Origin of the sequence: Rhizobium sp. TH2 (assembly GCF_024707525.1) — a bacterium.
Lineage (GTDB): Bacteria > Pseudomonadota > Alphaproteobacteria > Rhizobiales > Rhizobiaceae > Rhizobium_E.
Genome location: NZ_CP062233.1, coordinates 65,189 through 88,127, shown reverse-complemented (window position 1 = coordinate 88,127; position 22,939 = coordinate 65,189). Strand labels below are relative to the sequence as shown.

At 57.1% G+C, this 22,939-nt stretch carries 21 protein-coding genes and 7 pseudogenes; 12 read left to right on the top strand and 16 right to left on the bottom strand.

Annotated features, from left to right (window positions below; all coding sequences use genetic code 11):
• Positions 1-4 precede the first annotated feature (4 nt).
• Positions 5-442, bottom strand: a complete 438-nt coding sequence (locus tag IHQ71_RS30480; protein ID WP_258163459.1) for a pyridoxamine 5'-phosphate oxidase family protein — start codon at positions 440-442, stop codon at positions 5-7.
• 186 nt (positions 443-628) lie between these two features.
• Between IHQ71_RS30480 and IHQ71_RS30475 the strand changes: the two are divergent.
• Positions 629-1,197 (top strand): annotated as a pseudogene (locus tag IHQ71_RS30475) (cysteine hydrolase family protein).
• Positions 1,198-1,328: 131 nt separating this feature from the next.
• On the opposite strand, the gene IHQ71_RS30470 reads toward IHQ71_RS30475, so the two are convergent.
• Complete coding sequence (locus IHQ71_RS30470; RefSeq protein ID WP_258163458.1) at positions 1,329-2,162, bottom strand: phytanoyl-CoA dioxygenase family protein; 834 nt, start codon at positions 2,160-2,162, stop codon at positions 1,329-1,331.
• Between the two features lie 102 nt (positions 2,163-2,264).
• On the opposite strand from IHQ71_RS30470, the gene IHQ71_RS30465 reads away from it, so the two are divergent.
• Positions 2,265-3,344, top strand: a complete 1,080-nt coding sequence (locus tag IHQ71_RS30465) for a LacI family DNA-binding transcriptional regulator (RefSeq protein ID WP_258163457.1) — start codon at positions 2,265-2,267, stop codon at positions 3,342-3,344.
• Between the two features lie 58 nt (positions 3,345-3,402).
• Here IHQ71_RS30465 and IHQ71_RS30460 read toward each other — a convergent pair whose 3' ends face one another.
• The 3 genes and pseudogenes from IHQ71_RS30460 to IHQ71_RS30450 form a co-directional block, all read right to left on the bottom strand.
• Positions 3,403-4,248 (bottom strand): DUF1206 domain-containing protein, encoded by an 846-nt coding sequence (locus IHQ71_RS30460; RefSeq protein ID WP_258163456.1) that lies wholly within the window; start codon positions 4,246-4,248, stop codon positions 3,403-3,405.
• Between the two features lie 123 nt (positions 4,249-4,371).
• Positions 4,372-5,850 (bottom strand): annotated as a pseudogene (locus IHQ71_RS30455) (phospholipase D-like domain-containing protein).
• A gap of 77 nt (positions 5,851-5,927) precedes the next feature.
• Positions 5,928-6,223 (bottom strand): annotated as a pseudogene (locus IHQ71_RS30450) (hypothetical protein).
• Between the two features lie 204 nt (positions 6,224-6,427).
• Between IHQ71_RS30450 and IHQ71_RS30445 the strand changes: the two are divergent.
• From IHQ71_RS30445 to IHQ71_RS30435, 3 genes are all read left to right on the top strand, one after another.
• Entirely contained in the window at positions 6,428-6,832 is a 405-nt protein-coding gene (locus IHQ71_RS30445; protein WP_258163455.1) for a hypothetical protein, read from the top strand.
• A gap of 85 nt (positions 6,833-6,917) precedes the next feature.
• Entirely contained in the window at positions 6,918-7,394 is a 477-nt protein-coding gene (locus IHQ71_RS30440; protein WP_258163454.1) for an Hsp20 family protein, read from the top strand.
• Between the two features lie 84 nt (positions 7,395-7,478).
• Positions 7,479-7,778: a DUF982 domain-containing protein gene (locus IHQ71_RS30435; RefSeq protein WP_258163453.1), complete on the top strand. Its 300-nt coding sequence runs from the start codon at positions 7,479-7,481 to the stop codon at positions 7,776-7,778.
• A gap of 139 nt (positions 7,779-7,917) precedes the next feature.
• On the opposite strand, the pseudogene IHQ71_RS30430 reads toward IHQ71_RS30435, so the two are convergent.
• A pseudogene (locus IHQ71_RS30430) lies at positions 7,918-8,241 on the bottom strand (histidine kinase); the annotation flags it as partial.
• Between the two features lie 139 nt (positions 8,242-8,380).
• Between IHQ71_RS30430 and IHQ71_RS30425 the strand changes: the two are divergent.
• Complete coding sequence (locus IHQ71_RS30425) at positions 8,381-8,749, top strand: response regulator transcription factor (RefSeq protein ID WP_258163452.1); 369 nt, start codon at positions 8,381-8,383, stop codon at positions 8,747-8,749.
• A 149-nt stretch (positions 8,750-8,898) separates the two neighbouring features.
• Here the strand turns inward: IHQ71_RS30425 and IHQ71_RS30420 are convergent.
• The 7 genes and pseudogenes from IHQ71_RS30420 to IHQ71_RS30390 all read right to left on the bottom strand — a co-directional run.
• Positions 8,899-9,925 (bottom strand): annotated as a pseudogene (locus tag IHQ71_RS30420) (PAS domain-containing sensor histidine kinase).
• 1 nt (position 9,926) lies between these two features.
• Positions 9,927-10,715 (bottom strand): alpha/beta fold hydrolase, encoded by a 789-nt coding sequence (locus IHQ71_RS30415; protein WP_258163451.1) that lies wholly within the window; start codon positions 10,713-10,715, stop codon positions 9,927-9,929.
• Positions 10,716-10,797: 82 nt separating this feature from the next.
• Positions 10,798-11,832 (bottom strand): PAS domain-containing protein, encoded by a 1,035-nt coding sequence (locus tag IHQ71_RS30410; RefSeq protein ID WP_258163450.1) that lies wholly within the window; start codon positions 11,830-11,832, stop codon positions 10,798-10,800.
• A gap of 56 nt (positions 11,833-11,888) precedes the next feature.
• Positions 11,889-12,026, bottom strand: a complete 138-nt coding sequence (locus tag IHQ71_RS30405; protein ID WP_258163449.1) for a hypothetical protein — start codon at positions 12,024-12,026, stop codon at positions 11,889-11,891.
• Between the two features lie 1,326 nt (positions 12,027-13,352).
• On the bottom strand, positions 13,353-13,580 hold the full coding sequence (locus IHQ71_RS30400; RefSeq protein ID WP_258163448.1) for a hypothetical protein: 228 nt from the start codon (positions 13,578-13,580) through the stop codon (positions 13,353-13,355).
• An 81-nt stretch (positions 13,581-13,661) separates the two neighbouring features.
• Complete coding sequence (locus IHQ71_RS30395; protein ID WP_258163447.1) at positions 13,662-14,528, bottom strand: DUF1236 domain-containing protein; 867 nt, start codon at positions 14,526-14,528, stop codon at positions 13,662-13,664.
• A gap of 385 nt (positions 14,529-14,913) precedes the next feature.
• A pseudogene (locus IHQ71_RS30390) lies at positions 14,914-15,853 on the bottom strand (site-specific integrase); the annotation flags it as partial.
• Here IHQ71_RS30390 and IHQ71_RS30385 point away from each other — a divergent pair.
• The 3 genes from IHQ71_RS30385 to IHQ71_RS30375 all read left to right on the top strand — a co-directional run bounded on the left by IHQ71_RS30385 (position 15,828) and on the right by IHQ71_RS30375 (position 18,283).
• Complete coding sequence (locus IHQ71_RS30385; RefSeq protein ID WP_258163446.1) at positions 15,828-16,061, top strand: DUF6894 family protein; 234 nt, start codon at positions 15,828-15,830, stop codon at positions 16,059-16,061. The pseudogene IHQ71_RS30390 and the gene IHQ71_RS30385 overlap by 26 nt on opposite strands.
• 440 nt (positions 16,062-16,501) lie before the next feature.
• The gene (locus IHQ71_RS30380; protein WP_258163445.1) at positions 16,502-16,798 is read left to right on the top strand and encodes a DUF982 domain-containing protein; all 297 of its coding nucleotides are present in this window, start codon (positions 16,502-16,504) and stop codon (positions 16,796-16,798) included.
• Between the two features lie 1,071 nt (positions 16,799-17,869).
• Entirely contained in the window at positions 17,870-18,283 is a 414-nt protein-coding gene (locus IHQ71_RS30375; protein ID WP_258163444.1) for a hypothetical protein, read from the top strand.
• Positions 18,284-18,521: 238 nt separating this feature from the next.
• On the opposite strand, the gene IHQ71_RS30370 is transcribed toward IHQ71_RS30375, so the two are convergent.
• Positions 18,522-19,307 (bottom strand): LysR family transcriptional regulator, encoded by a 786-nt coding sequence (locus IHQ71_RS30370; protein WP_374990085.1) that lies wholly within the window; start codon positions 19,305-19,307, stop codon positions 18,522-18,524.
• A gap of 195 nt (positions 19,308-19,502) precedes the next feature.
• Here IHQ71_RS30370 and IHQ71_RS30365 point away from each other — a divergent pair, with 195 nt between their 5' ends.
• From IHQ71_RS30365 to IHQ71_RS30355, 3 genes and pseudogenes are all read left to right on the top strand, one after another.
• Entirely contained in the window at positions 19,503-20,585 is a 1,083-nt protein-coding gene (locus IHQ71_RS30365) for an amidohydrolase family protein (RefSeq protein WP_308737991.1), read from the top strand.
• A 9-nt stretch (positions 20,586-20,594) separates the two neighbouring features.
• A complete protein-coding gene (locus IHQ71_RS30360; protein WP_258163442.1) occupies positions 20,595-20,948 on the top strand; it encodes a Rieske (2Fe-2S) protein in 354 nt (117 codons plus the stop codon).
• 338 nt (positions 20,949-21,286) lie between these two features.
• Positions 21,287-21,499, top strand: a pseudogene (locus IHQ71_RS30355) (DUF2269 family protein); the annotation flags it as partial.
• 233 nt (positions 21,500-21,732) lie between these two features.
• Here the strand turns inward: IHQ71_RS30355 and IHQ71_RS30350 are convergent.
• Together IHQ71_RS30350 and IHQ71_RS30345 are read right to left on the bottom strand one after the other, a co-directional pair.
• Positions 21,733-22,083, bottom strand: a complete 351-nt coding sequence (locus IHQ71_RS30350) for a DUF982 domain-containing protein (RefSeq protein ID WP_258163441.1) — start codon at positions 22,081-22,083, stop codon at positions 21,733-21,735.
• A gap of 206 nt (positions 22,084-22,289) precedes the next feature.
• Entirely contained in the window at positions 22,290-22,859 is a 570-nt protein-coding gene (locus IHQ71_RS30345) for an ATP-dependent Clp protease proteolytic subunit (protein WP_258163440.1), read from the bottom strand.
• Between the last annotated feature and the right edge of the window lie 80 nt (positions 22,860-22,939).

Sequence of the window (22,939 nt, the reverse complement as noted above, 5' to 3'; positions counted from 1 at the left end):
TCCCTCAATCTACAGCGATGACTTCGTTTTCTTCGCCGTCCCAGTATTCGATCCGGCCGGCATGCACCTTGATGAGAACCAATCCCGGCGTGTCGATGCCGTCGGCGAACCACCTTTCGAGGTCCGTTACCCAGTGCTTCTCAAACTCCGCTTTGCTCTTGATGATAGAAGCCTCACCATCAATGGCGACGAAGATGCCGGGTTTGCCGAGTAGGCTCGGAGCCCCGGAGAGGGAAAGGGACACTCTCGAATCGCGCGAGATTGCAGCCACCTTGCGGGTATTTTCGAAGGAAAAGAACCAGGAGTCGCCGTCGTACTCGACGTCTCCGTTGTTACTCATCGGGCGCGTCGAAATCGCTCCGTCACCCTCCCGCGTAGAGAGCATGCAGAAATCGATCTTCCGCATTTTTTCGGAAAGGTCTTCGAGCGTCAGGGCGGCCATGGCGAACTCCTTGTTGGACATTGGACTATGAACGGCCATGCACGCCTCGGGGTTCCGGCAATGGTCGAGCAAGTTCGAGCGAGCCAGGAGTAATTCTGCCTGGAAAAGCGACGCGAAATTCTATCTCGCGATCGGGTGCAAATACGGGGGTTCCGCGGCTATGCGCGTGGGCTCTTCGTCCATGTCATGCTCGTTAAGTGGGTTCCGCCGGTCCAGCGTCCGCCATTGTTCGCCGAGGACACGCCGTGGCGCGTGCCGGGGATGGAAGCCATGTCCACTCAGGTGCTGCAAGTGGCTTGACGGTACAGCGAGCGAACGATTTTCACCAGGTTCATCACTCCGGCAAACCCCGCCGAAGCCCGAGGTATGTGGCGCCCATATTACGAGAAATGGTGGATGATGACGCGCGAGCAACTCAGAACGGAGATGCTGGACCTAGTGCCGGAGCTGATAGGCTTCTGTCCACCCGCAGCCGTCTTCGACAAAGTCGCCTACTCTCAGTGGGTGGACGGGCGGCTGCACGCATACCTCCAAAGTCGCCATCGACATGATCGTCGTGGCGGGGGGAGAGACTAATGTATGCGTGTTGGCCACGGCGCTCGGCGGTATCACCTGAGGTATCGGGTTGTCGTCCTGAAGGACGCGGTTTGTAATGGCGCCGACGAAACGCACGACGCATCGCTTACCGTGCTCGGCGATAGGCGGATCAGCTTGAACTTATGACGACGGAGGAATCCCTGTCGTGTGCTTGCTGAGCCGCAGCATCGCCCAATGTGTCTGCCATCTCTGAAGATTGCAGGGACGGCCAGGCATCGGAAACGCGTCGTGGCAAGTGTCCGACGAATTGCTACCTGAAGCCTAGGTAGTCCACCAGAGTCCAAACTAATCACACTGGGTCAGCACCCATGACAAGCCCCTCGATGTCATGCTTCTGAGTGACCGGCACGAGCTCGTCGACCACACGGCAAATCAAATGCTTCTTGACGCTTTGCGGTAGCGCTGCATGCCATTCCTGGGTGACCATCATGTCATGCAGGGCAGCATGGCCGGCGCCAGGGGCATCGACGCCAAGCACCATGACGGGCCTCGCAATAGGGGACAGGTGTTCGGTGCCGCGGTGAACTGTCAGGGCCGAACGACAAGAGATGTCCCCTCGGCGAGGATACTTCCGCGTTGCCCGCTCCTGGAAGCGACCCCAGAGGCACTTGTTGGGAAACATCTCATGCTTCCAATCGCGCCCGTCATCGTATTGTGTGCCGGGGGCGACTTCGAACGGCCCCATGTCCTCCGTTACATCGACCCCCGTGAGATTGAATGCTAGCGACGTGATCTTTCGATCGCGATACGTATCGACTGGGGAGGGGAAGTCGCGATGCCACGGTTGATACTTCGCGCCCTGAAACGGCACGTCAAAACCGATTTCCACGATCTGGTAGTCTGGGCCAAGCACATTATTGCATACGTCCACGACCCAGGGATGGGTCACGAGATCTACAAACCCTCCGAAGTTCTCGGGGTGAATTTCGACATACCAGCGGCGCGGGCCGCGCCCCACAGCGCCACCGGGTCGTTGAATGGCCGACCAGAAGGCAGTCATCATATCTTCCCGCATTGCATCGGCCCATTGAGGCGTAAATGCCCCCTTTAGGCCGATAATGCCGTCATCGGCCAGCTGTTTGACCTGTGCAGAAATATTGTAATCGATCGTGCTCGCCGTCATGGGGAAATACCTCCTCAGGTGCGAGCACAATACGGCAGCTAATAAATATTAGTCAATGGAAGAATTTTATCAGTTGGCGTATGGAGTGGGTAGGAGCCCAGCATGAGCACACGCAAGCCAAGCAAACGCGTAACGATGATGGACGTGGCCAAAGCCGCAGGCTGCTCGCAGGCAACGGTCTCGGTCGTTCTGAATGGAGTGTCTGACGTTAAGATTTCCCCGGAATTGCGGACACGGGTGATAAAGGCCGCACGAGGGCTCGGCTACGGCGTCGGTAGCGTCATCCGGCATGCGGCATTGGATGAGCTCAAGGGAGACTGCATAGGCTTTATCGTCGACCAGCTCGCCACGACGCCAGAAGCCGTTAATGCCATCGAGGGCGCGCGGCACGAATCTTGGGAAAATGATATCACGATCCTTGTGGCGCAAACCCAAGCCAGGGAAGAGCATGAGGTACGAGCAGTGGAGCGGCTGTTGCGCGCCGGCGCTCAGGGTATCGTCTACATGTCGATATTCACCCGACGTGTGTCGCTTGCACGAGTGTTCGAAGACCTTCCCATCCCTCTTGTTTTGCTCAATTGCTACACCCGAGAAAATCGCTATCCATCTGTCGTGCCCGACGAGGTCATCGGCGGTAGAACCGCAACAAGATCTCTTATCAAATTGGGGCACCGCCGCATCGCGACCATCACCGGCGAGCTCTTTATGGAAGCAGCACAGGATCGGCTTATAGGTTATCGGGAAGCCCTTGCTGAGGCTGGTATCACCTACGAAGACAGTCTTGTTGTTGAAGGTAATTGGTCTCCCACTTCCGGATTTGAGGCAGCGCAGAGACTGCTTTCGCTCGAAGAACGACCCACGGCAATATTTTGTCAAAACGATAAGATGGCAATGGGGTGCTTCATCGCTCTCGCAGAAGCAGGCCTCGTCATCCCGCGAGACATGTCGGTTGTCGGCTATGATGACGACGAGCTCGCACGTCATCTTAGACCCCAGCTAACTACGTTAGAGCTTCCTCATCGTCCTATGGGCGCCTGGGCTGTTCAGCAACTTGGAAAACATTCGGCGACGATCGGCTCCCGCCACACCCCTTACAAAATGGTCTGTTCGGTTGTCGAACGATCGTCGCTCACTGGTCCGACGACTGGAAAGCTCAATGGGGCCTCGTCGAGTTCAGACTAAGCGGTCATCACGGCTTGCGCTACTCGATCATTCTGGGCAGAACCTCATCCCATATTTTCTATTCCGGGATAATTCCAGCGCGGTGAAGACTGTGATTAGCTGTCTCAAACTCGTTCGGGAACTCGGGCTCACGGACGACGCGGTAGCGAGCCTGGATCAAGTTATACGCCCCGAAAGACGCCAGCCCGACAGCTACTATCGAATAGAGGACTCCTCCAAAGGGTAGGCCTCGTATCCAATTCAACGCGTCTGGAACGCTGCCCGCCTGGTCAGGATTGACAGTGAATGCGGCATAAACAAAAAAGCAGCCGACAATGGCAAAGAGGACGCCGCGGGCGCTCAAGCCGTAAATGCACACGGCTGTGATGGCACGATTGTGCCTCGCCTCTGCGCTTTGATACTGCTCATATTTTCGTAGAACACCTTTGGCAATGGTGACGCAACCGCCAATGATGAAGCCAATGCCGATCGCTCCTGCCAGATATTTGCCAAAGGGTTGCGACATTGCCCATTCAGCCAACCCTTTCTCGGTGCCTCCGCCGCCGTTCGAACCCGACGTGAACGCATGTTCCAAAGCGTAATAGGCTAGACCGACGTAGACTACGCCACTACCAAAGAGGGCAGTCCTGGTCGCTGTTCCTTTAACGTCGTGAGGCAAGTGATCGGCATTGCCGACCGATTGTGCGAGCCGCCAGACCACGAAGCCGAGCAGGCCGACGGCGATAAGGCCAACCCACACACGGCCGAACGGCTGCTCAAGGAGACTGTCGAGAGCTAACTTGGTATCGGACTTTCCTCCACCAATCCCGGCGAACAGAGCTAGGCCACCAACGAGGAAGAACACGACCGCTCGGGCGGTGTATCCTGTCCGAGCGATCCACTGAATATTTGGTCGAACAGCCATTGCATTTCTTCGTTGTGGACTTCACCAGCCCCCAGCAACGTTTAGGCCTGAACGGAGTTCCGACCTTGGCGCTGGGGCGCCGCAGAGGCGACAACGACTTGGCACGAGCGTCGGCGCGTGTGCTTAATTTTCGCGTTTGTGCCTTCCATGGGGCAAATGCAAACGGCCTCGAAACAGGCCCCGGCGCTCGATTGGTTCCAACAGTCCTTCAGGTCCCTCGGGATCGAGGATCTCGTTGTCGGCAAGCCATCGCTCAAGGTCGGAGACCTCGGGCGTTTCATAGGATACGAGGGTGCGCCCCTGCCGCAGTTTCCGAAGAGTTTCGATAGCCGCGATCATTGACCCCTTTTCGGCCTCGCGCGAAACGATTTCGGTGGAAACACCCAAGTGCTCGGCAATCAAGCTGTTTCTCAGCGCGGCGATACGACGGTGCATCTCTTTTGAACCACTTGCCTCGAATGCGACGTCGCACTCCCGATCAAAGCGCATTGAGCGATTATTGATATTGGAAGAGCCAACGCGGACGATCTTGTCATCCACGATCATCAATTTGGAATGCACATAGATCGGTTGGCTCTTTGCGGTTACCGGGTGATAGATACGGAACCGACCATGAGGATCGTGCCGCCTCAGCGACTCCCTCAGTCGAGCTCAGGCCGTGTCCATCGCCAGCGCTCCGAGCCAGTTGTCAGAAGCGAGGGGATTGATCAGCACGACCTCCGGACCGTCAGGTTCGTCAAGCCGACGCGCAATCGCTTGAGCGATGCTCCTCGACGCGAAATATTGACTCTCGGCGTAAATCAACGTCCGGGCGGCGCCGATCATGTCGACATAGAGCTTCTCAATCTCAGTCACGCGGGGCTCGTCGAGATGGGAGGGCTCTGTCCGGACAATGGCAACGTCGACGGGACCAAACGAAGTGCCAAGAGCGGGCGGTGACTCAGGCAGTTCCTCCTCTACCATAAGAGGGACGTCGGTTCCTCCAGCACGATGCCAGCGCATGCGGCAAAGTTCCGCGAGCGCGCTCGCTGCCTTGCCTGTGAACCTGCTAGATGCGTCGTGCCACGGCCCGTATGGCGTGCCATTTGGCCGTCGTCGCATCGGATTGTCGTCGAGGTGGTCTCGCGTATCCCAGCGATCAAGGGTCACATCGATCCCGCCGCAGAAAGCGATCGCGTCATCCACGACCAGCATCTTCTGGTGATGTGAACTTCCGATCGGATGTCTACCGTCCAGTCTAACGGAAATCCGCGGATGCAATTTCCACCGAAGCAAATAGGGAAGGTTCGCCGGGCGCATCCAGCTTGCAAATAGGGCAGGGCTCCAAAGAAGGATTCTAATCTCGAGGTCCGGGTTTTGCCGAGCAAGCCAGATGATGAAGTCGCCGACTTTTCGAGGCGCCCCGTCATCGACATCTGGTCGGCCCAGCGTTGTGCCGGCGTCGAAATCCCAACCCACCAGGAAAATCATGCGGCGCGCGGCTATCATCGCAGTACGGATTGTACTGAAATAATCGTCCGCATCGACGATGATCGAAAAATCGTCGGCCCGTTCGACCCGCCAACAGTTCACTCCGGGCCGGAACATGGACCCGCCAGACATTCAAACCTCCCTGTAGGTGCAGTCGTTATCGACAGTCGATATAATCAAGCGCCGGGAGGGGTCAAGAAGGCGAATTCTCAAGGCGGCCCGCCAAATTTAAAGTTGGGTCTCGTACAGCTCGTTGTCGTGCGAAGGGGAAAGATGTCCTCGCCGTAATGATGGAGGCGCCGACATAACCAAGGACCGGAAGCGGGTACTCATATTGGTCGTAGTGGGCCGTCACATCGTGGTGTCCACGACTTCGCAGTTCTTTTTCTCCAGCGCTCCAGCTTTTAAGAGCACCTCGAACAGCGAGATGTGCACCGTATTTCGGGGGATTGGCCCGCCGCCAGTTTGCCTGACGCGTTTTACTAAAATCACGGGGCCTCCGCACACGAGCAGTAGCGGATCGTTTCCAGATATGAATACCGTCTTCCGATCACGCCCAGGTCGGTATCGCTCGGTGCATGTCCACCATAATCCACGAACCTTCACCTCAATGGTGTGTCTTTTTTGAATTCGCAGCAGCGCGCAGGCCTTGAAAAAATTCCAGACATTTTTAGATTTTTCCCATCCTAACATCAGTCAGGAGGCTTTTATGAGAAAGGTAGAAAGCTTTAACCCCAAGCATGAAACCCACGCCGGCATCGACCTCGTGGCATTACTCAACCCGGCAGAATACTTTTCCAGCCCCAGGCAAGTCCTGGAGGCGCCGACGCTCTCGCCACAGGAAAAGCGCGCTATTCTAGCGTCCTGGGCGTCTGATCAGTATGCCGTGGAATCCGTTCCGGCCCTCCGCGAGCTCCCAGGGTCCCATGCACTGGTGAGCGTCCAGGATATTCTTGCCGCGCTGAAGCAGCTCGATGCACCCCAAGTTGAGATCCGGGGCTCATGGTCTTTGAAGTGGCCCAGGAGAATGAACAGAGCTGGCCAGCATGGGTCAAAAGCGGCCCCGCAAAAAAATCTTGCGGTGGATCTTGAACTGCAAAATTCGCCCAACTAAATCGATCCTTGCCGGCGCCGAAGAGGGCCGGTTTAACAAGGCTTGACTGCCTTAATACCCATGTTGCTTCAAGGAGGATATGGCTATGGCAACATCTTACGATTACAGCCCACTGTTCCGGTCCAGCGTTGGTTTTGACCGGGTCTTCAATCTCCTGGAAAATGCCCAGCGCGTCCGTCCCATCAGTGACTGGCCGCCCTATGATATCGTGAAAACTGGAGATGATACCTACCGCATCAGCCTGGCGGTGGCGGGATTCAGCGAAGAGGAACTCGAACTTACCTTCAAGTCCAACCTGCTGATCGTCACTGGCCACAAGGAAGGAGACAAGGCTGAAGGTTATCTCCATCGTGGCATTGCCGGCCGGCCGTTCGAGCACAAATTCGAGCTTGCCGACCACGTGCGGGTGACCGGCGCCAACCTGGTCAACGGCCTGCTGTCTGTGGATCTTATCCGCGAGATTCCCGACGAAATGAAGCCGCACAAGATTGAGATCCAGACCGTGGCTCCCTCGCTGACCTCGGCAAACCCCCAGCAGATCGAAGGCCAGCGGGCCGCCTGATATCGCGCCGTCTATCGGCAAGGACTGTTGAGCACCGGGCTTACCTGCCCGGTGTTGGATCATCGGGAAGAAGGGAGAGGAGTCATGAAACCCGATACATTCGACAAGCCTGTCCGCGTTCTAGTTGGACTCGGCGTCGTGCGAGAAATCCGCAACGCGTTGGAAGCCTACATCTTTTTAAATGATGCGCCCGACTATATGCGCAACCCGGCGCAGCTGATGGCCCTCAAAGCCTGCAAGGCCGCCGTGTTAGGTGAGATCGAAGCCGCGACCGCCCGTGGCGCATTCGAGGCTTTTGCCCGCAAACAGGATTTGCTCGCGCCGGACGTGGATTATCTCGTCGCCGCTGGCGCACGCCGACCAAACGACCCCCATATCCGCTGAGCGTTAGGCGGGGTTGATATCCAGCAGGCCGCCCAGACTTCGTGAGGTCAGGGCGAACAGGCCTGACCGCGCCGGCAGGGCGTCCAACGCGGCCTGAGGGATGCCACCGACGCCTCGTCCCTTGGGACTGGTGAGACCGCTCGCCGATTCCGCGAGCCGATATCCAGCGAATATCTTCGCCAACGATGATGCGGAAGTCGATTTCATACGAGCCGACGATCCCTCGTGTCGCCGTGAATGCTGCCCGCACGCGGTCCCGATCCACCGGATGGATATGGGCAGAAAGGTCTTCAAATCTGACTTCGCCACTCTTCTGCAAGCCCCAGAGTTGAAAGGCTTGTTCGTCCATAGCGAAGCGATCATCAGTGACGTTCCAGGACCATAGTGCCACACCAGCTGCATGAATGGCGCGACGCAGGTTTTCGATTTTCCAAAGTGGATGAAGAGGGTCGCTAAAGGGCATCGAATCCATCTCTCATTCCGCGGAGGCGCTCAGCAACATTAGCGCAAGAAAAGTTCAACAAGATAGAAAGATCGTAATGCGAGGGACCTTTGCCGCTCGAACAGCATTGTAGGGAGCTGCACTTTCAGAGAGCGCTGACATGCCCCAAACGATCGAGATCCTGGTGGTGGAAGATGAACTTCTGGTCCGCATGGATATTGCTGATCATCTTGCTGATCGAGGTTACGTTGTTTACGAAGCTGGCAATGCCGATGAGGCTATCGTCATCCTGGAAAATCATAAAAATATTCGCCTGATCGTAACCGACATCGACATGCCGGGATCGATGGACGGCCTTAAATTGGCGGCAGCTGTTCGAGACAGATGGCCTCCGGTTAAAATCATCGTTGTTTCAGGGCACCATACGATTGAAGTCACGGACCTTCCCGACGGAAGTATGTTTTTTTCACAACCCTACTTGCCTTCGAAACTTGTGGAATCCATGCGCGAGCTGCTTAGTCACGACTAGCAAAGCGGCCCTTAGTGGGTCTCAGATCAAAATAAGCAGAGGAGTTAGTACCTTCTATGCATGTCGCACAATGGCTATGTATGCCGAACGATCTTTGACCCGACGTTCGAATTATCGCTGTTGCTGACTTTCCTAGGTCGGCGGCGCGATCAGTTGGAACGGTTCGGAATTTGGAAGCAGAATCTCGTCTCAACGTCGCTACTAGAGACCGTGAGACTCCCTCCATGAGCTTTGGCAATCTCCGAAGAAATGTATAGTCCCAATCCAAGACCTTGCTGCTCGGCCGTTGAGCCTTCGCCCCGGAAGAACGGCTGGAACAGCTTCTGCATGGTGAATGGCGAAATGGGCTTGCCAGCATTCGCGACCTCGATCTCAAGGATCTCGTTGGTGCTCGATGCCTCGACGCGGACCGGCTTTTCAGCGGAACCATGGGTGAGCGCATTGCCCAAAAGATTGGATGCCATTTGTCCGATACGCGCTGGATCACAGGTGACCGGTATTGCCAGACTGAAGGAAGTGATCATCACGCGATCGGGCCGGCTCGCCTGGAGTTCCGAAACTACCTGTCGTAAAATCGGCTCCAGTTCCTGGTTTTTCTGTCGCATCAGGCCAATGCCGCCGCCGAGACGGCCACGTGCCAAGTCCATGACATCATTGATAAGCCCTGACATCCGGTCGGCGCTGCCCTCATGAGAGCGAGAATAGATCTGGCCTTCTCATTTGCTGGCTCGCGTGACAGCATGCGGAGACCGGATTTAATCGAGGCCAACCGACCAGTTCCCGTTCGTAGCGCCGGCGCTCTGTCGCCTGGAACATTGTCACGCGGATAAAAACCAGCTCGCCTTCGGGGTTCTTGCGCTCGACGGCGTTGGCTAGCACCGCTAGCCTCGACCCGTCGGCAGCGGCTATATCGAGGGCAACTTCATGGAAAAAGCCCTGCATTCTGAGCAAGGGGGCAAAATGGGTTTCATAAAAGATGCGTGCTGCCACACTCAGCAGATCACGCAACAGCTTGCCGACCAGTTCCTCTCGCTGAAAACCTGTCCAATTCAGGAAAGTTACGTTGACCTTGAAGATGCGCCCATCTGGTAACAGGGAGAGGTAGCCACAGGGCGCGTTCTCGTAGAGATCCAGCAGGTCCTCGCTTGGCGCGTTCCCGAGTGCTTCAGCGTCTATCCTAGACAAAGCTGCGGACCGCAGCGATCACCTGGTCCGGCGCACTCAGGTTAGGGCAGTGCCCAACCGCATCCAATTTGACCAACTGGCTACCCGGGATATGTTGCTGAACATATTCTCCGACCACGTCCGATGCGATAACGTCGTCGCTACATTGGAGAACGAGGCTTCTGGCTGTGACCTTCGGAAGATCGGCACGATTATCCGACGTGAAGGTGACTCTGGCGAAGGCCTTGGCGATATCAGGATCAGTGCGACAGAAACTGTTTTCGAGTTCCTGGCTTAGCTCCGGACGGTCCGGATTTCCCATGATCATCGGCGCCATGGCCGCGGACCATCCCATGTGGTTGTCGGCCAGGAATTCAAGCATTTCCTCGATGTCATTGGCCTTGAACCCGCCAACATAATTCTCGTCGTCAATGTAGCGCGGCGAGGGTCCGACCAGGACCAGGTGTGAAAATATGCTGGGGGCGCTAAGTGATGCCAAGACACCGATCATCGCACTTACGGAATGACCGACGAAAACAGCATCCTGGAAATCAAGGCTTTTCCCGATCTCGACGACGTCTTCGGCATAGCCGTCCAACGTGCTATATTTATCCGGATCATAGGCTGAAAGATCGGAGGCTCCCGCGCCGACATGGTCGAAAAGCACTGTCTTAAAATCCTGCTCGAATGCCGGCGCCACGAAGCGCCACATATTTTGGTCACAGCCGAATCCATGCGCGAACATCATGAAACGTCTTCCATGACCTTGGACTTTAACATTGTTGCGGTGTTGCACTGACATAAGCTCTCCATTGGGAACGGCCAAGTGATCGGAGGAGACCGGTGTAAGCATCGATTATCGGCTTTGGCTGATCATGTACAGCTTATGCGCCCAAAACCCCAAGCGGCAGGGTGACTACAGCCGTTAGACTGTCTGGTCCCCATTCGCGTTCAATCTGTCCATTCAGCTGCCGCTCTGCCATCGCATCGATCATGACTGTGCCAAACCCCTTCGCTCGGGCACCAGCCGTCGAAGCAATAGGCGCCTCGCTCCAGGAGATGATGAGCTGGCCGTCATTTGTGGTCCATTCCACGCTAACCGTTCCCTTGCCATCCTCCAGCGCTCCGTGGCTTGCCGCATTGGTAGCAAGCTCATGAAAAATAAGCCCTAACGGCTGCAGCATGATTGGGGACAGCATAACGGGCGGACCCTTGAAGGTCGCCCGGCTTCCTACAAATGGCTGAACCTGCAGCCGCGCCACGTCCTCAAGCGGGATGTCACTCCATCCACGTTCTGAAAACAGGCCGTGGACGCGAGAAAGCGCCTGCACGCGATGCTGGATCGAGGCGGCATACAGATGTGGGTCACTTGCATTGCTGAGGCGCACAATGCTGTCTACGATCGCCAACACGTTTTTTGCCCGGTGATCGACTTCCATGAGCAGGCGATGCTCAGACGCTTCGAGCGATTGGACTTTGCGAAACTGGGTATCGTCAATCTGGGAGGCGAACCAATAAATAAGCTGCCCGTCGTCGTCGTGTATAGGGCTCAGGTGTAGCTTGTTCCAGAAGGCTGAGCCATCTTTGCGGTAGTTCAGGATTTCGACGCTGACCTCACGCTGTTCCTTTATCCCCGCCCGGACTTCTGCAACAGCCACCGGTGAGGTGCCTGCACCTTGCAGAAATCGGCAGTTGCGGCCAATGACCTCGTCGGCGCCATATCCGGTCAGTTGCAAGAAAGCCTCGTTGGCGAGAACGATGGGAACGTCCGGCGCCCGCGCATCGGCGATAGTAATCGGCATCCGGGTCCGCTCGAACGCCGTAGCTGCCAGTTCCTTATGATCAAGAAAAGCCTTGTCTGACGTCGCCGAGGGGAGATCACCATGGAAACGGGCTGAGGAATGAATGGATTCAGACACGGAGTACCTCATTGAAACTGCTCATAAACGCTTGCATGCGCGTTTTTGATCCAGTCTCAAAACTGCATTTCCGGTTGGGTATCCTCATGCTCGAGTGTGACGGTTCGCTGCGCCTGATCAACGGCGATTACCTCACCCTTTGTGAAATCAGAGGCGATTGCGCTAAATGAAGGCAACGACAGCGCGGCGGCCATCAAGATCCTTACTCGATGTCTCATGACTCGCTCCTCTGGTTCGGCTCAGTTGGGTTGATACCGCGCATTTGGTCTATGCCGCTCCAACCGGCGGAAAGATCCACCCGCGCTCGAACGGCTGGCTGATGGCGTCGCCACGCCGGCGCGAAAAGAAGTCGACCGCGTTTGGGACCCCTTGGCGGTTCGGCGAACAATGTGCGTGCGAGAATTGCAAGGTCGCCCTCAGTCTCTAATAGCCGGCCGCAGCCCGCCTTCCCGCTGCAAACCGCAGAGCGGCAAGCTTCGACGATGGCGATGTTTTTGCGCTCCATGAGCGAATGGACTGCACAGCGGAGATCGGCGTGCATGCTGTACTCAAGGATGGCTCCGTCAAAGCTACAACCGTCGACCAAGATCAATACGTCGTCCATGAAACTGACCGGACCGACGATCTTCGCGCCGAGCCGCTCCAACGCCTGGTATTCGGTGAGGGGAGCAGATTCTCGGTTCCGACAACAAGGAGGCGCTTTCCTCGAAGTATTGGACAGATGTCGGAGGAGCTCATTTCCAACTGAGTACGCGGTTCCGCCAAGTGTTCATCGAGGCGGACCGTTCCATTTTTTGCACCAGCGCTCTGCAAGTACGGAGGTCACGGGCGGGGCAGATGACGGTTGAGGGGTTAGAACCCACAGCCTGCAGGGATGCCATGGCCAATACGCTCGCCACCAGGGCAAGCAAAAATGACAGCTTTTTCATTCTGTACCTCGAATCGTTGAGGGGGCCGGTTTCGACGGCGCACCTGATGGTCGATGTTGTCCGAGGGTCAGATTGTTTTGGGTGGAGGATTGAGAGGCCGACGCGAAGTCGAACGCGAGGTATGGCCGTAGTCGATGTCGTGGATGATAATGCCGCGTCGCTGGATTGAAGGAACATAGTCCACGACCAAGCCGACAGCGCATGCAAAGTTGGAGCAGCATCCACTGTTATGGCGGTCATTTTTGTCCGATTGGCCGTCATTCATTGCGTGATGACAAGGCGGGAGCTTAGATTTGGCAATTTCGACCGTTGGAACGGCCCGAAATTCATCGACGTGCGCCGTCGCTTGGACGTATGTCGAGGCAAGCACTATAACAGCGCAGAGGATCAAGCGGGCAACATACCGTCCGAGACGACATCCAAGTCTCCTTGGCGAACAAAACTCACGACAGCACCAGTTGTTCCCAAAAGGTATTTCAGCCGGCTGCTAGGCACCAAGGGCGGCGCTTTGATCAGGCGGCTGTATGAATTGCCGATCTCATCCAAATAAAATGCCCGCTCGCAGATTCGTTCTGCGAGCGGGCGGTGACTTTAATCGACGTTGATCGATCCTTTGATCGTAACATCCGGATCGTCGTGTTCCTTGATTACCACCTTCTTCTTCTTCTGTTTGATGATGAGATCGGGATCCTGCTTTTCCTTGACCACGATGCTGCTGGTGGGCTCGGGATCGGTTTGCCGGATCGTCACGCTGTCGGCGTAGGCTAACGAAGCGCTGGCGAATGTTGCCGCAAGGGCCAGTGACAGTATCTTCCTCATTGGATATCTCCTTTCCGGTTGATGGACGGCTAATGCCTCCAGCGAAGGAAGGTTCCCGCAGGTTGGAGGCGAGAACTGCGGTCAGACCGAGATGACGTAGACCACTTCGTAGCTTCCCGGATCGACGATAACGATGCTGCCGTCCGCGATGATGAAGTAGACGTACTCGCGGTAAGCCGGCACGATCTCGACGACCTTGGGCGGCAATGGATGCAGTTCGATGGTCTTGGGTACGTTGACGCCAATCGATACCTTGAAGTTGACCTTGACAGGCTCCACGTGCGTTTCGACGATCGTATTCTTGATCACCGTTTTCTGCTCGCTCGAGATGTTTATGCTGCCAGTGGTTTCGTCCGAGGGCTTTTCGGACGCGGCCTGGTCGCTGTTCTTGTCGGCTTTCGCCTTGCTGTCGGACGCTGTTTCGTCAGTCTTCTTAGCATTGGTGTCGGTCGCGGTGTCTTCGTTGGCGTTCTTGTCCTTGCGGCGGTCGCGATCGGCAGTCTTTGTCTTTTCGGTTTCCTCCGACGGCGACTGTGCCTGGTCTTCGGTCTGGTTCTTCGGTTTCCTCAGGTTCTCGTCGGATGCCTGATCTTCCGACTGTTCTTCCTGGCTCGGCGACTGGGCCTGATCCTCTGACTGGTTCTTCTTCTTGAGGAGTTCCTCGTCGGTAGCATGATCCTGGTTCTGCGTGGCGGGGTCCTGCGCGTCATCGGTTACCGCCTGGTCCTGCTGTTCTTCGTCCGGCATCGTCTGCTCGCCCGAACTGGCGTCATCCTGGTTCTTGAGCAGCATTTCCTCAGACTTGCCGCCGTCGTTCGATTGATCCATTTGCTGGGACTGATCCATCGTGTCAGAGCCGGACTGAGCGTGGACAAGAGCTGGCGCCGTCGCCAGTGCGGTGCCAGCCAGTAGCGCCATCAGCGCGAGATGTTTGGGAAGTTTTGCCATGGGATTTCTCCTTTACGCATGGTTGGGTAAGCGAATGGCCCTGGGTCCATTCGCGGTTGGGCCGACGACGCCTCCGTCGCGCTGCCGTCCGGAGGGCGAGCGGACCCGTCCTCAGGATGAACAGGATCATGCGTGGAGATGGCTACGGAGACGACCGTTCCCGAGGCCCATGCCAGGCATGGGCCATTGGGCCGTCGGTTCGCAGTGTGGACGGAGGCGCCAGCCTCTACATCCCCGGAGAGCGGGACTCGCTCTCACCTATGATCCTCAGTTGGCAGGAAAAGTCACGAGGCTCCAATGAGTTCCATGCAGCCGGAGAATTTGGAAAGGATCACACACAGTGCGCAATCTGCCGTCGTCAACGGACTGGGAGGAATATCGGCCATCAGACGACCAGCCGCGCCGCCCGGCCGAGCTTGCGTTCGCTGTTGTTGTAATAGCTTGCTGCTTGGGTGAGCGATTTGTGCTGCGACTGTTGCATCGCCTCGGGCAGCGGAATGCCGCGATTGGGGGCCTCGGTCAGATAGCCGGCGCGCAGGCCATGGGCGGAATAGGCGGTGGCATCGAGCCCTGCCAGGACGGCCCGGGTTTTCAACACGAGATTGACGGACTGCGGTGTCAGCGCCCGGCGACTGAGATTGCCCCATTGATCGACCTTTCGGAAGACCGGTCCGGCTTCGATCCCGGCCGTTGCCAGCCACGCCTTCAGTGCGACCACCGGCCGGCCGATCAGCAGCACGGTGGCGTCGTCCTCGATATCCGTGGTCTTGGTGCGGCCGAGATGGATGCTCAGGCAGGCCAACATGGGAGAATCCAACACCTTCGGATCGGTGGGCACTGGATCTTCATCGACGAGAACCTCGACGCGCAGACCGGCCACTTCGGAGCGTCGCCTTCCGCCAGAGGCAAAGGCGAGCAGCAGCAGGGCGCGATCCCTGATATCGACAGGGCGGTCAGTGGCACAGGTCGCGAGTAGTTTGGCCAGCACATCGCCGGTCACCGCCTTCTTCTCTTGCGTTGCCGTGGCCGGCCGGTGGCGCGAACCGCGAACCGGAGTGCGCTCTTCAGCGAGGGGGCACCAAAATTACCGGTCAGCCCTCTCCAGCGGGTGAGGATCGACCAGCTGGTCAGCCGGCGCCGGACGGTCGCCGGCGCGTGCGGCCCGTCGGTCCTGAGCCAGCCACGGGTCTTGAGATGCTCGGCCAGCCCCGCGGGTCGGTCTGGCGGCGAATGGGGTCCCAGAGATGATGGGCGACGAATTTCAGGAGCAGGCTTTCCGGCGCCGGCCAGGGCAGGGGGGTGCCGATCGCCGCAGCCGCCCAGGCCGGAACAATCATTGAAGACTATGAAGGCACGGAACTGATGGACCTCGACGCGGCAAGGGACGAGGCGTTGCAGGACGCCCGTGCTCTGATGAGTGCCGCGATGCTTGACGGTTGGGATATTTCCGGGCGATCGATCGAAATTTGTGACGAGGCGGGCGAAGTTCTTCTTAGAGTGGCGTTTACCGAGGCGACCGTCACGCACGAATGAGCGGGCCTATCAGTCGGTCGTATTCCGAGCTCTATCCAGGTTAGGCCACAAGAAGTGCCTCACGGCACCTGTGGCCAGCCTGAGCGCACTGCCATGCTGCTCTGCTCAATCCCGATCGGCGTTGGGAGGCGCCGGTCGGGCTTTGTTAAGGTCGATGGACCGATAAGCAGGATGGATAAAGCCGGGCCGCGATGTCTGTACCTTCTGGCCCTTTTACTTTCCCCGGAAGACCCTCGACAGCGTCGAACGTCTTTCAGCCATGAATGCGACAAAGGGACAAGCCGGTATCCCCTGGAAGTCTGGGTGGCTGGGAATGTGTCCATGTTGTTACCTGAAAGATTTTCTCGCTCACTGTACGCTAGCTGACCAAGCTGGCACGCGGTGTAACCTTCCTTGACCGTCTTCGTTGTTGGACTACTAAGAAATGGAAGGAGGATAAGATGCTTGCGATTGATACGTTGTGGAGTAAGCCGGTCACCGTGCGCCTGCAGAACGGCCTTTTGCATACCTTTCATTCCCTCGAAGATACCATCGACTTTCTCGAGAATGAGTGGCCAACTCGGTTCGGGAATCATCATCGTCGCGCATTGGATCTTTGCCGAGCAGCCCAGAAGCGATACGTGACGTCGGAGGCGGCGCGTGAAGCGTTCATTTCCGCATGTCTAGAGGGGTGTATGCCCTTGGTGTTGACGAGCAATCCACAGCGACGGTCGGCCGCCATCCAGTTGTTGGGCTAATGACCACGCTCTTCAGACGGGGCACCAACATCGGCTGAGGCCACCTGAATGATCGCCGCAGTTCGTAGCGCAATTCGGCTGAACATTCGGGCTGCGTTGACTGGGTCAGTACTCCACTTCGGAAAGCACCTTGTTGGTGCAGCGAACTTTCTGATCAGCGGTGGGCAGCTGGACGCAATTTGATATAAGCTCGAGAGCGGTCGCGTAATGATCGGCCTGGCCGCGAAAGTCGCGACAGTTGTCTTCCGGGTCCCATGGGTCAACCTGTTCGCCTTGCAGCCAACCCGGTGCGCACGCTGACCGCGCTCGCATTGCGATTGTCCAAGCACCTTAGTTGATGGCGACTGGTCGTCCAAAGACTATCACTATTCTTTTGTGACGATGCCGATCGCTGTCGCAAACGCATCGAGCACGGTCGGAAGACGGCCCCGCGTTAGATTTCGGAGACCGACGCGAAATCTGATGCGATGGATTCCTGACCTTCGAGCGAGAGGCCAAGGGCGACTGAGATCAGCACACCGAAGACCGTCATGGTCCCAACGCAAAGGCAAAACATTATGAGGTTTTCGTTGTAGAGCATTGACGGTATCCTTGTTGAGCGTACTGCAACAAGACCAGCCCCACCCCGTTCCCTTGCCCGCCCAAACTGTACGGGAACGCACAATCTAGTTTGAGATTTCAATGCGCGACTGTCGCGTAAATGAGGGGGCCGAGGAAGCGGCGCAGGGCCGCGCTATAGGTGCGGCTCTCAGGAAGCATTACGGCGAGGAAGCTATTTGATTGATAAGTCGCGCGTGTATTAGCGGAACGACTGGCCAACAAATCAATCGCCCGGCCTGGTCCTGCATGAGGTCGTTTCCGAACTGTCAGAGTTTGAAACCGTCCAGGTAGGCTGTGATCCGAGCTTGGACAACTTTACACGACTGCCGCCGCCAACTGTAGCGAGAATTGCCAAGGACGCCCTCTAAAAGAATCTGATCGAGAGCGTATTTAACACCAGAACGAAATTCAGCCCCGTGCGTTTACTCGTCCATGCGGAGGCGCTCCAGTGACGCGCAAGGAGAAACTAAGATGGAAGTTGTCGGCAAACAGGTACACAAAGAGCCCTCAGGCGACATGACCGTGGAATTCGTCGGAGAAGGTGGCGATGTCGTCTCGGTTCACATCAAGCATACCGAAGACGACAACCTGACGAAGTCCAATGCTGAGGACCGCGCCAAAGTGATGTTGCTTCATGTGGCCGCGGCCGATCTTCCTGATTACCCATGCGAATCCGCTGATCCGGCAGTGTCGAATACGAACGTCTCTCCCGCGGTAGCCTCGCTGGAACGCGAACGTGCTCAAAGACCGGAGGCCACGGATCGGGATCAACTCGACGAAGGATTGGAAGAGACGTTTCCGGCCAGCGATCCGGTATCGACAGTGACCACCACTATCCCCGGCGGCGGCCCTATCAACGGAGGGAAATCCGATCCGTCCGACTGATCAGTACTCGATGGCGGGTTATTTCCCGTAACGATCTTAACTTGTTACGCACGGAGTGAAGCTTGCCTTCTGCGCGCTCCCCCCCCGGGCACTGGCGGTATCGGAACACCCGTCGGTATCAAGGAACCTCGGTCAATCCTTCTCAAACCAGACTGGCATTTTCGACTGTTTTTAGAATTTCCAACTGCCCAGCGCTCTCGCGGACCGTTAAGCAGACCAGTGTCTCGGCCTGCCGCTTTCATCTCTCCGTGCTCACATCCTTGAGCAGCTTCAGCGCCCAGACGACCAGTGGATCCCGTCGTCGACGGATATGCACTGCCGAAAAAACTGGCTGCAGCAAGGCCGGAGCGTCCTGCACCATCGCGAGGCCGAGAATCTTGGCTTGCGCACCGGCGATGGCAAAGCGGGGGAGATAGAGCGTGCCGCCATGGCGCGCCAGCAGCTCTATAGCCAGATCATCGCTGCCGATCACCATGCCTGGAAAGGCAAAGTCTGGAAGCGCCTCATCGAGCGCCCGCTCAAACGCGCTCGTGTAGGCGACTTTGACGTAGCGGCTGATATCCACCTCGGCGAGCGTATCGTGATCGGTCGAGACCATGACGAATTCCGCCGCTCCGACATCCTCAATCTGTACATCGGGCGTCATTTGCGGTGCAAACATGATGCCTATATCTGTTTCGCCTGAAAGAATGTCGCGTTGGATTTGCGAGGAAAAGTTGATTTCGACATGCAGGTCGAGATCGGGGTCATTGCTCCTGATCCTGTCGATCCAATCCAGCAGATAGGCCCGGACCAGGCTGTACTGGCAAGAGACGTGGAGACGCCGTCTTCGGGTCGCCGCACCACTTGCCAGATCCCGTTTCGCATGACCCCAAAGCGTAAGGAATGCCCGGCTATGGCCTTCAAAGCGCCGTCCGGCCGGCGTCGGCTCCGCGCCGCCACGGCCGCGTTCGAACAGCCGCGCGCCGACGGTCTCCTCGAGTTGCCGGATCCGGGCGCTCACCGTCGACTGCATGATGTTCATGCGCTCGGCCGTGCGCTTGAAATTGCCAGTCTCCATGACATCGAGGAAGGTGAGCAGCAGGGGAATGTTCATCGGTTCAATCGCAAATTCCGATCGATAATCGAATTGGGACGATATTTGCCGATGGGACGTGGGTCAATAGACTGGAGTCACGCGGGGTTCGTCAAAGGTCCGCAATTGCATGGGGAAATCGAAATGTTCATTGTCGACACTGATTGTCATAACTACTGGTGCAGCGCCACCGTCCTTGAGCCCTACATGGAAGGGGTATTCAAGGACATGTTCATCCGCGGTGAGAAGACCGGGCCGCGGGGCGCATTTCCGCATGGTCATCGCGCATGGTTTCATCCAGAGGGCTTCTCCCGGCATGACGTCAATCCGATCGAGGAAGACGACAACTATCGGATCATGAGAGAGAAGCACCTCGATAAATACGCGATTGACGTTGCAATCCTCACTGGGGACGAGCCGATCGAAGCCTCCACCCTCGCCAATCCCTATTATGCCAACGCACTCTGCAAGGCTTATAACGATTACATGATCGACTACTGGCTGCCGAAGGACGAACGCTTCTTCGGATCGCTGGTGGTGGCACCGCAGGATCCAAAGCTCGCCGCAGAGGAAATCCGTCGCCTTGGCGCTCACCCGCGTATCGCCCAGGTTCTCGTGAGCCATGGTGCTCAGCGCCCCTATGGCGATCCTTTCTATCATCCGATCTTTGAAGCCTGCGCCGACATGGGCTTGCCATTTGCCATGCATTTGGGCGGGCAGGGCGGTGTAAATTCCAATGCGATCGCTGCCGGCCCATCAACCTTCTTCTGGGAAACGCACGCGATTCTGCCTCAGTCGGCGATGACCCACCTGGCTTCGTTGATCGCTCAGGGTGTTTTCGAAAAGTGGCCTGATCTCAAAGTGGTAATTATCGAGTGCGGCGTCGCCTGGGTGCCTTCGGTGCTCTGGCGCATGGATTCCAATTATCGCGCGCTGCGCAAGGAGACGCCCTGGCTCAAGCGCCTGCCATCTGAATATTTCCGCTCCAACATCCGCATGTCGACACAGCCGCTCGAGCAGCCGGCCAACATGCAGCATCTCTGGGCAACGCTGGAGGCGATGGATGGTGAAAACACCTTGCTCTTCGCTTCAGATTATCCGCATTGGGATTACGATGACGTGACCAAGCTCCACATTCCTCCGGCATGGCGCGAGAAGGTGCTGGGTCTCAATGCGCTCGATGTCTACACACGTATCCCTCGTCCAGCCGCCATGGCGGCAGAATAAGGAGACGGCATGCGTGAGAAGCATTTTGCCTGTAAAACGTTCGAGGTGCCACTCGGTGCGGCAAAGATCGCCAGGGTCAAGAGCCTTACCGTGGGTGTGTTCAAGCTTCCGGACGGATACTATGCCATGCTCAATGTCTGTCCCCACAAGGGCGCGGCCGTGTGCGAAGGACCGGTTTGTGGCACAACACGTCAAACCGACGATCGGGAGTTCGTCTATGAACGAGCCGGTGAAATCGTTCGCTGCGCGTGGCACGGATGGGAGTTTGACATTCGCACCGGGGAGTTCCTGGTCGACAAGAAAATCCGGGCGCGGACATTTGCAGTGTCAGTCGAAGGCGATAATGTTTTTGTCCATGTGTGAGGGCGCGGAGAGGTACGCAATTGCACCGAAGGTTAGGGCTAACGGGCAGAACGCATCAAAAGTTTGGAGTGTCTCACAGTGCGCTTTCAAGCTCGGTCTGAAACTGCCTTCTTTCATTCAGCGCGCGTGAAAATCTATCTGTCGCGTAAGCAGTACCGAGGCTTTTGAGCTTCATCGGATCGGTCACGCCCCGCTGGGTACATGGAAATCACGTAGTGAGCTAGCTCATTTTTCCGCTGAGAGTCGAACCATTCCTTGTGGGCAATTTCGACGAAAACATTCCTGACTAACCGCAGTTGTTCAGGCAGCAACGTTCGAAAACTTTCACGATCAATTCTGTTTTTACCGGCGTGTTCTGGCTGCCGGTCGTCCGCATGCAAATGAAAATGCGCCGGCTGGCCGAGGCGTCGGTGGAAGCCAACGACCCCTTGCCCCCTGAATACCACCATCTGTTCTGGCGCTGGTTCGCCTTCGGATTTCCGGCATTCGCAGCTGTGCTTGCAATTTTTTGGCAAATGATCAGCCGACCGGACCTCGGTGTATGGTTCTAATGGACAATAGTGGACGCAGAGTTCGATCAGGGCCGCGATTGAGAGGTAGTCCACCCTTGGAAGTCGTAGCCGCCATGAGGAGTATGTGGGTCGCTCCGCCGCTGCTGTCCTTCATTTTGGAGAGCCTACCACTGCACATCAGCATGCGTGCGGTGATCGAGGACTATGCCCACGCTGAAGGGCTCAAACGTGTCGATGGCTGTCAATTGGATCTTTTCGGCTGGGTTCTCTGCTCATGTGTGATCTTGAAGTTGTTCCTGACGGGTCAAAGCGCGTTTGCGAGCAGGGAGTGTCTCGCGCACCCACAGCCGATTAACCTCTACGTTTGATTGCAACGCAGCCCACAACAGGGCCCGTTTGCATTCATGCGTCGTCCTGGTACCGGCCAGATTGGCCTTACATATTTCAATGGCTTCCTGGACACCTGTCTTACGTTTAGGAGGCCAGAGCTCAGTCAGCGCCCGCAGGGCTTGGCCGGTCGAGGCGATGACTTCCCACCGCTTGAGCTCCAATTCGATTCCGCATGACCAGACCTGGTCCAGGTGGCCGTGACACGGGGCAGCATCATCTGAAATGCGCGACATTCTCTTCTCCATCCCAAGGCAAGTTCAACTCATAGTCGAATGACCGGTTCCTGCTAGCGTCTGCAATGTATTCGCTGCTGCCGAGGAGTAGGACGCTTGTGCGATGGGCCTGTGCCGAGACCGAATACTTAGGTGAGCACACTGAGCGCGGACCGGGAGCCTCCCGAGGACGGCTAAACGCAGGTGAGTGTGTTTCGTTCTGGCCGTCAGGCCAGGACTCCCCCAATCAACCCATGTTTGAACGCGTCTTTGGCGACCATGTAGCAGTTGGTGGTGGCCATCTTGTAGAGCCGTTCGACGGTCAGGTCGCTGCCTTCGACAAGTTCCTCAAAACCCGCGAGTTCGAGTTTCTGAGCGGTCTCGAGCAGCGCGAGCTCTTCGCGAACGATCTGCATGCATGACCGGATCGGGCCGTCGAGCTGGAGTGTGGTGTCCAGCCTGCGCTCGTGAATCAGGAGAATGGCGTCGTCGGTCAGGAAGCGGTTCGTGCGGGTGAACGCCGCGAGTATTGTTACGCCCGCCGAATAAACGTTCGACTTTCCGACGCAGTAGGCTTCCTGGCCCGAATGCCTTTGGAACAGCCGCACCTCAAGCGCGATCCGGCGCGCGGCATCGGCATCGCCGCCGTCGGTATTGATTTCGGCGATCAGGGGCGCCTGGTTGCTGCGGATGTCTTCCAGACGACCCAGCACGAATCCAACGGTGTCAGGCGTGATCGATCCGTTGATCGAAAGATTGGGCTGAAACAGCAGTTCTTGGTCGGTTGGCCGCGGCATCTTTCGTCCTTTCAGCGCTCTGCCATATAGCCGGCTGGCGTTTCCAATCCGGGCAAGCCAAGCACCATGTAGCAAACCAG

Coding starts and splice junctions, on each gene's coding strand:
- IHQ71_RS30480 (WP_258163459.1), bottom strand. CDS start 442: ATGGCCGCCCTGACGCTCGAAGACCTTTCCGAAAAAATGCGGAAGATC.
- IHQ71_RS30470 (WP_258163458.1), bottom strand. CDS start 2,162: ATGACGGCGAGCACGATCGATTACAATATTTCTGCACAGGTCAAACAG.
- IHQ71_RS30465 (WP_258163457.1), top strand. CDS start 2,265: ATGAGCACACGCAAGCCAAGCAAACGCGTAACGATGATGGACGTGGCC.
- IHQ71_RS30460 (WP_258163456.1), bottom strand. CDS start 4,248: ATGGCTGTTCGACCAAATATTCAGTGGATCGCTCGGACAGGATACACC.
- IHQ71_RS30445 (WP_258163455.1), top strand. CDS start 6,428: ATGAGAAAGGTAGAAAGCTTTAACCCCAAGCATGAAACCCACGCCGGC.
- IHQ71_RS30440 (WP_258163454.1), top strand. CDS start 6,918: ATGGCAACATCTTACGATTACAGCCCACTGTTCCGGTCCAGCGTTGGT.
- IHQ71_RS30435 (WP_258163453.1), top strand. CDS start 7,479: ATGAAACCCGATACATTCGACAAGCCTGTCCGCGTTCTAGTTGGACTC.
- IHQ71_RS30425 (WP_258163452.1), top strand. CDS start 8,381: ATGCCCCAAACGATCGAGATCCTGGTGGTGGAAGATGAACTTCTGGTC.
- IHQ71_RS30415 (WP_258163451.1), bottom strand. CDS start 10,715: ATGTCAGTGCAACACCGCAACAATGTTAAAGTCCAAGGTCATGGAAGA.
- IHQ71_RS30405 (WP_258163449.1), bottom strand. CDS start 12,026: ATGGCCGCCGCGCTGTCGTTGCCTTCATTTAGCGCAATCGCCTCTGAT.
- IHQ71_RS30400 (WP_258163448.1), bottom strand. CDS start 13,580: ATGAGGAAGATACTGTCACTGGCCCTTGCGGCAACATTCGCCAGCGCT.
- IHQ71_RS30395 (WP_258163447.1), bottom strand. CDS start 14,528: ATGGCAAAACTTCCCAAACATCTCGCGCTGATGGCGCTACTGGCTGGC.
- IHQ71_RS30380 (WP_258163445.1), top strand. CDS start 16,502: ATGCTTGCGATTGATACGTTGTGGAGTAAGCCGGTCACCGTGCGCCTG.
- IHQ71_RS30375 (WP_258163444.1), top strand. CDS start 17,870: ATGGAAGTTGTCGGCAAACAGGTACACAAAGAGCCCTCAGGCGACATG.
- IHQ71_RS30370 (WP_374990085.1), bottom strand. CDS start 19,307: ATGAACATCATGCAGTCGACGGTGAGCGCCCGGATCCGGCAACTCGAG.
- IHQ71_RS30365 (WP_308737991.1), top strand. CDS start 19,503: ATGTTCATTGTCGACACTGATTGTCATAACTACTGGTGCAGCGCCACC.
- IHQ71_RS30360 (WP_258163442.1), top strand. CDS start 20,595: ATGCGTGAGAAGCATTTTGCCTGTAAAACGTTCGAGGTGCCACTCGGT.
- IHQ71_RS30350 (WP_258163441.1), bottom strand. CDS start 22,083: ATGTCGCGCATTTCAGATGATGCTGCCCCGTGTCACGGCCACCTGGAC.
- IHQ71_RS30345 (WP_258163440.1), bottom strand. CDS start 22,859: ATGCCGCGGCCAACCGACCAAGAACTGCTGTTTCAGCCCAATCTTTCG.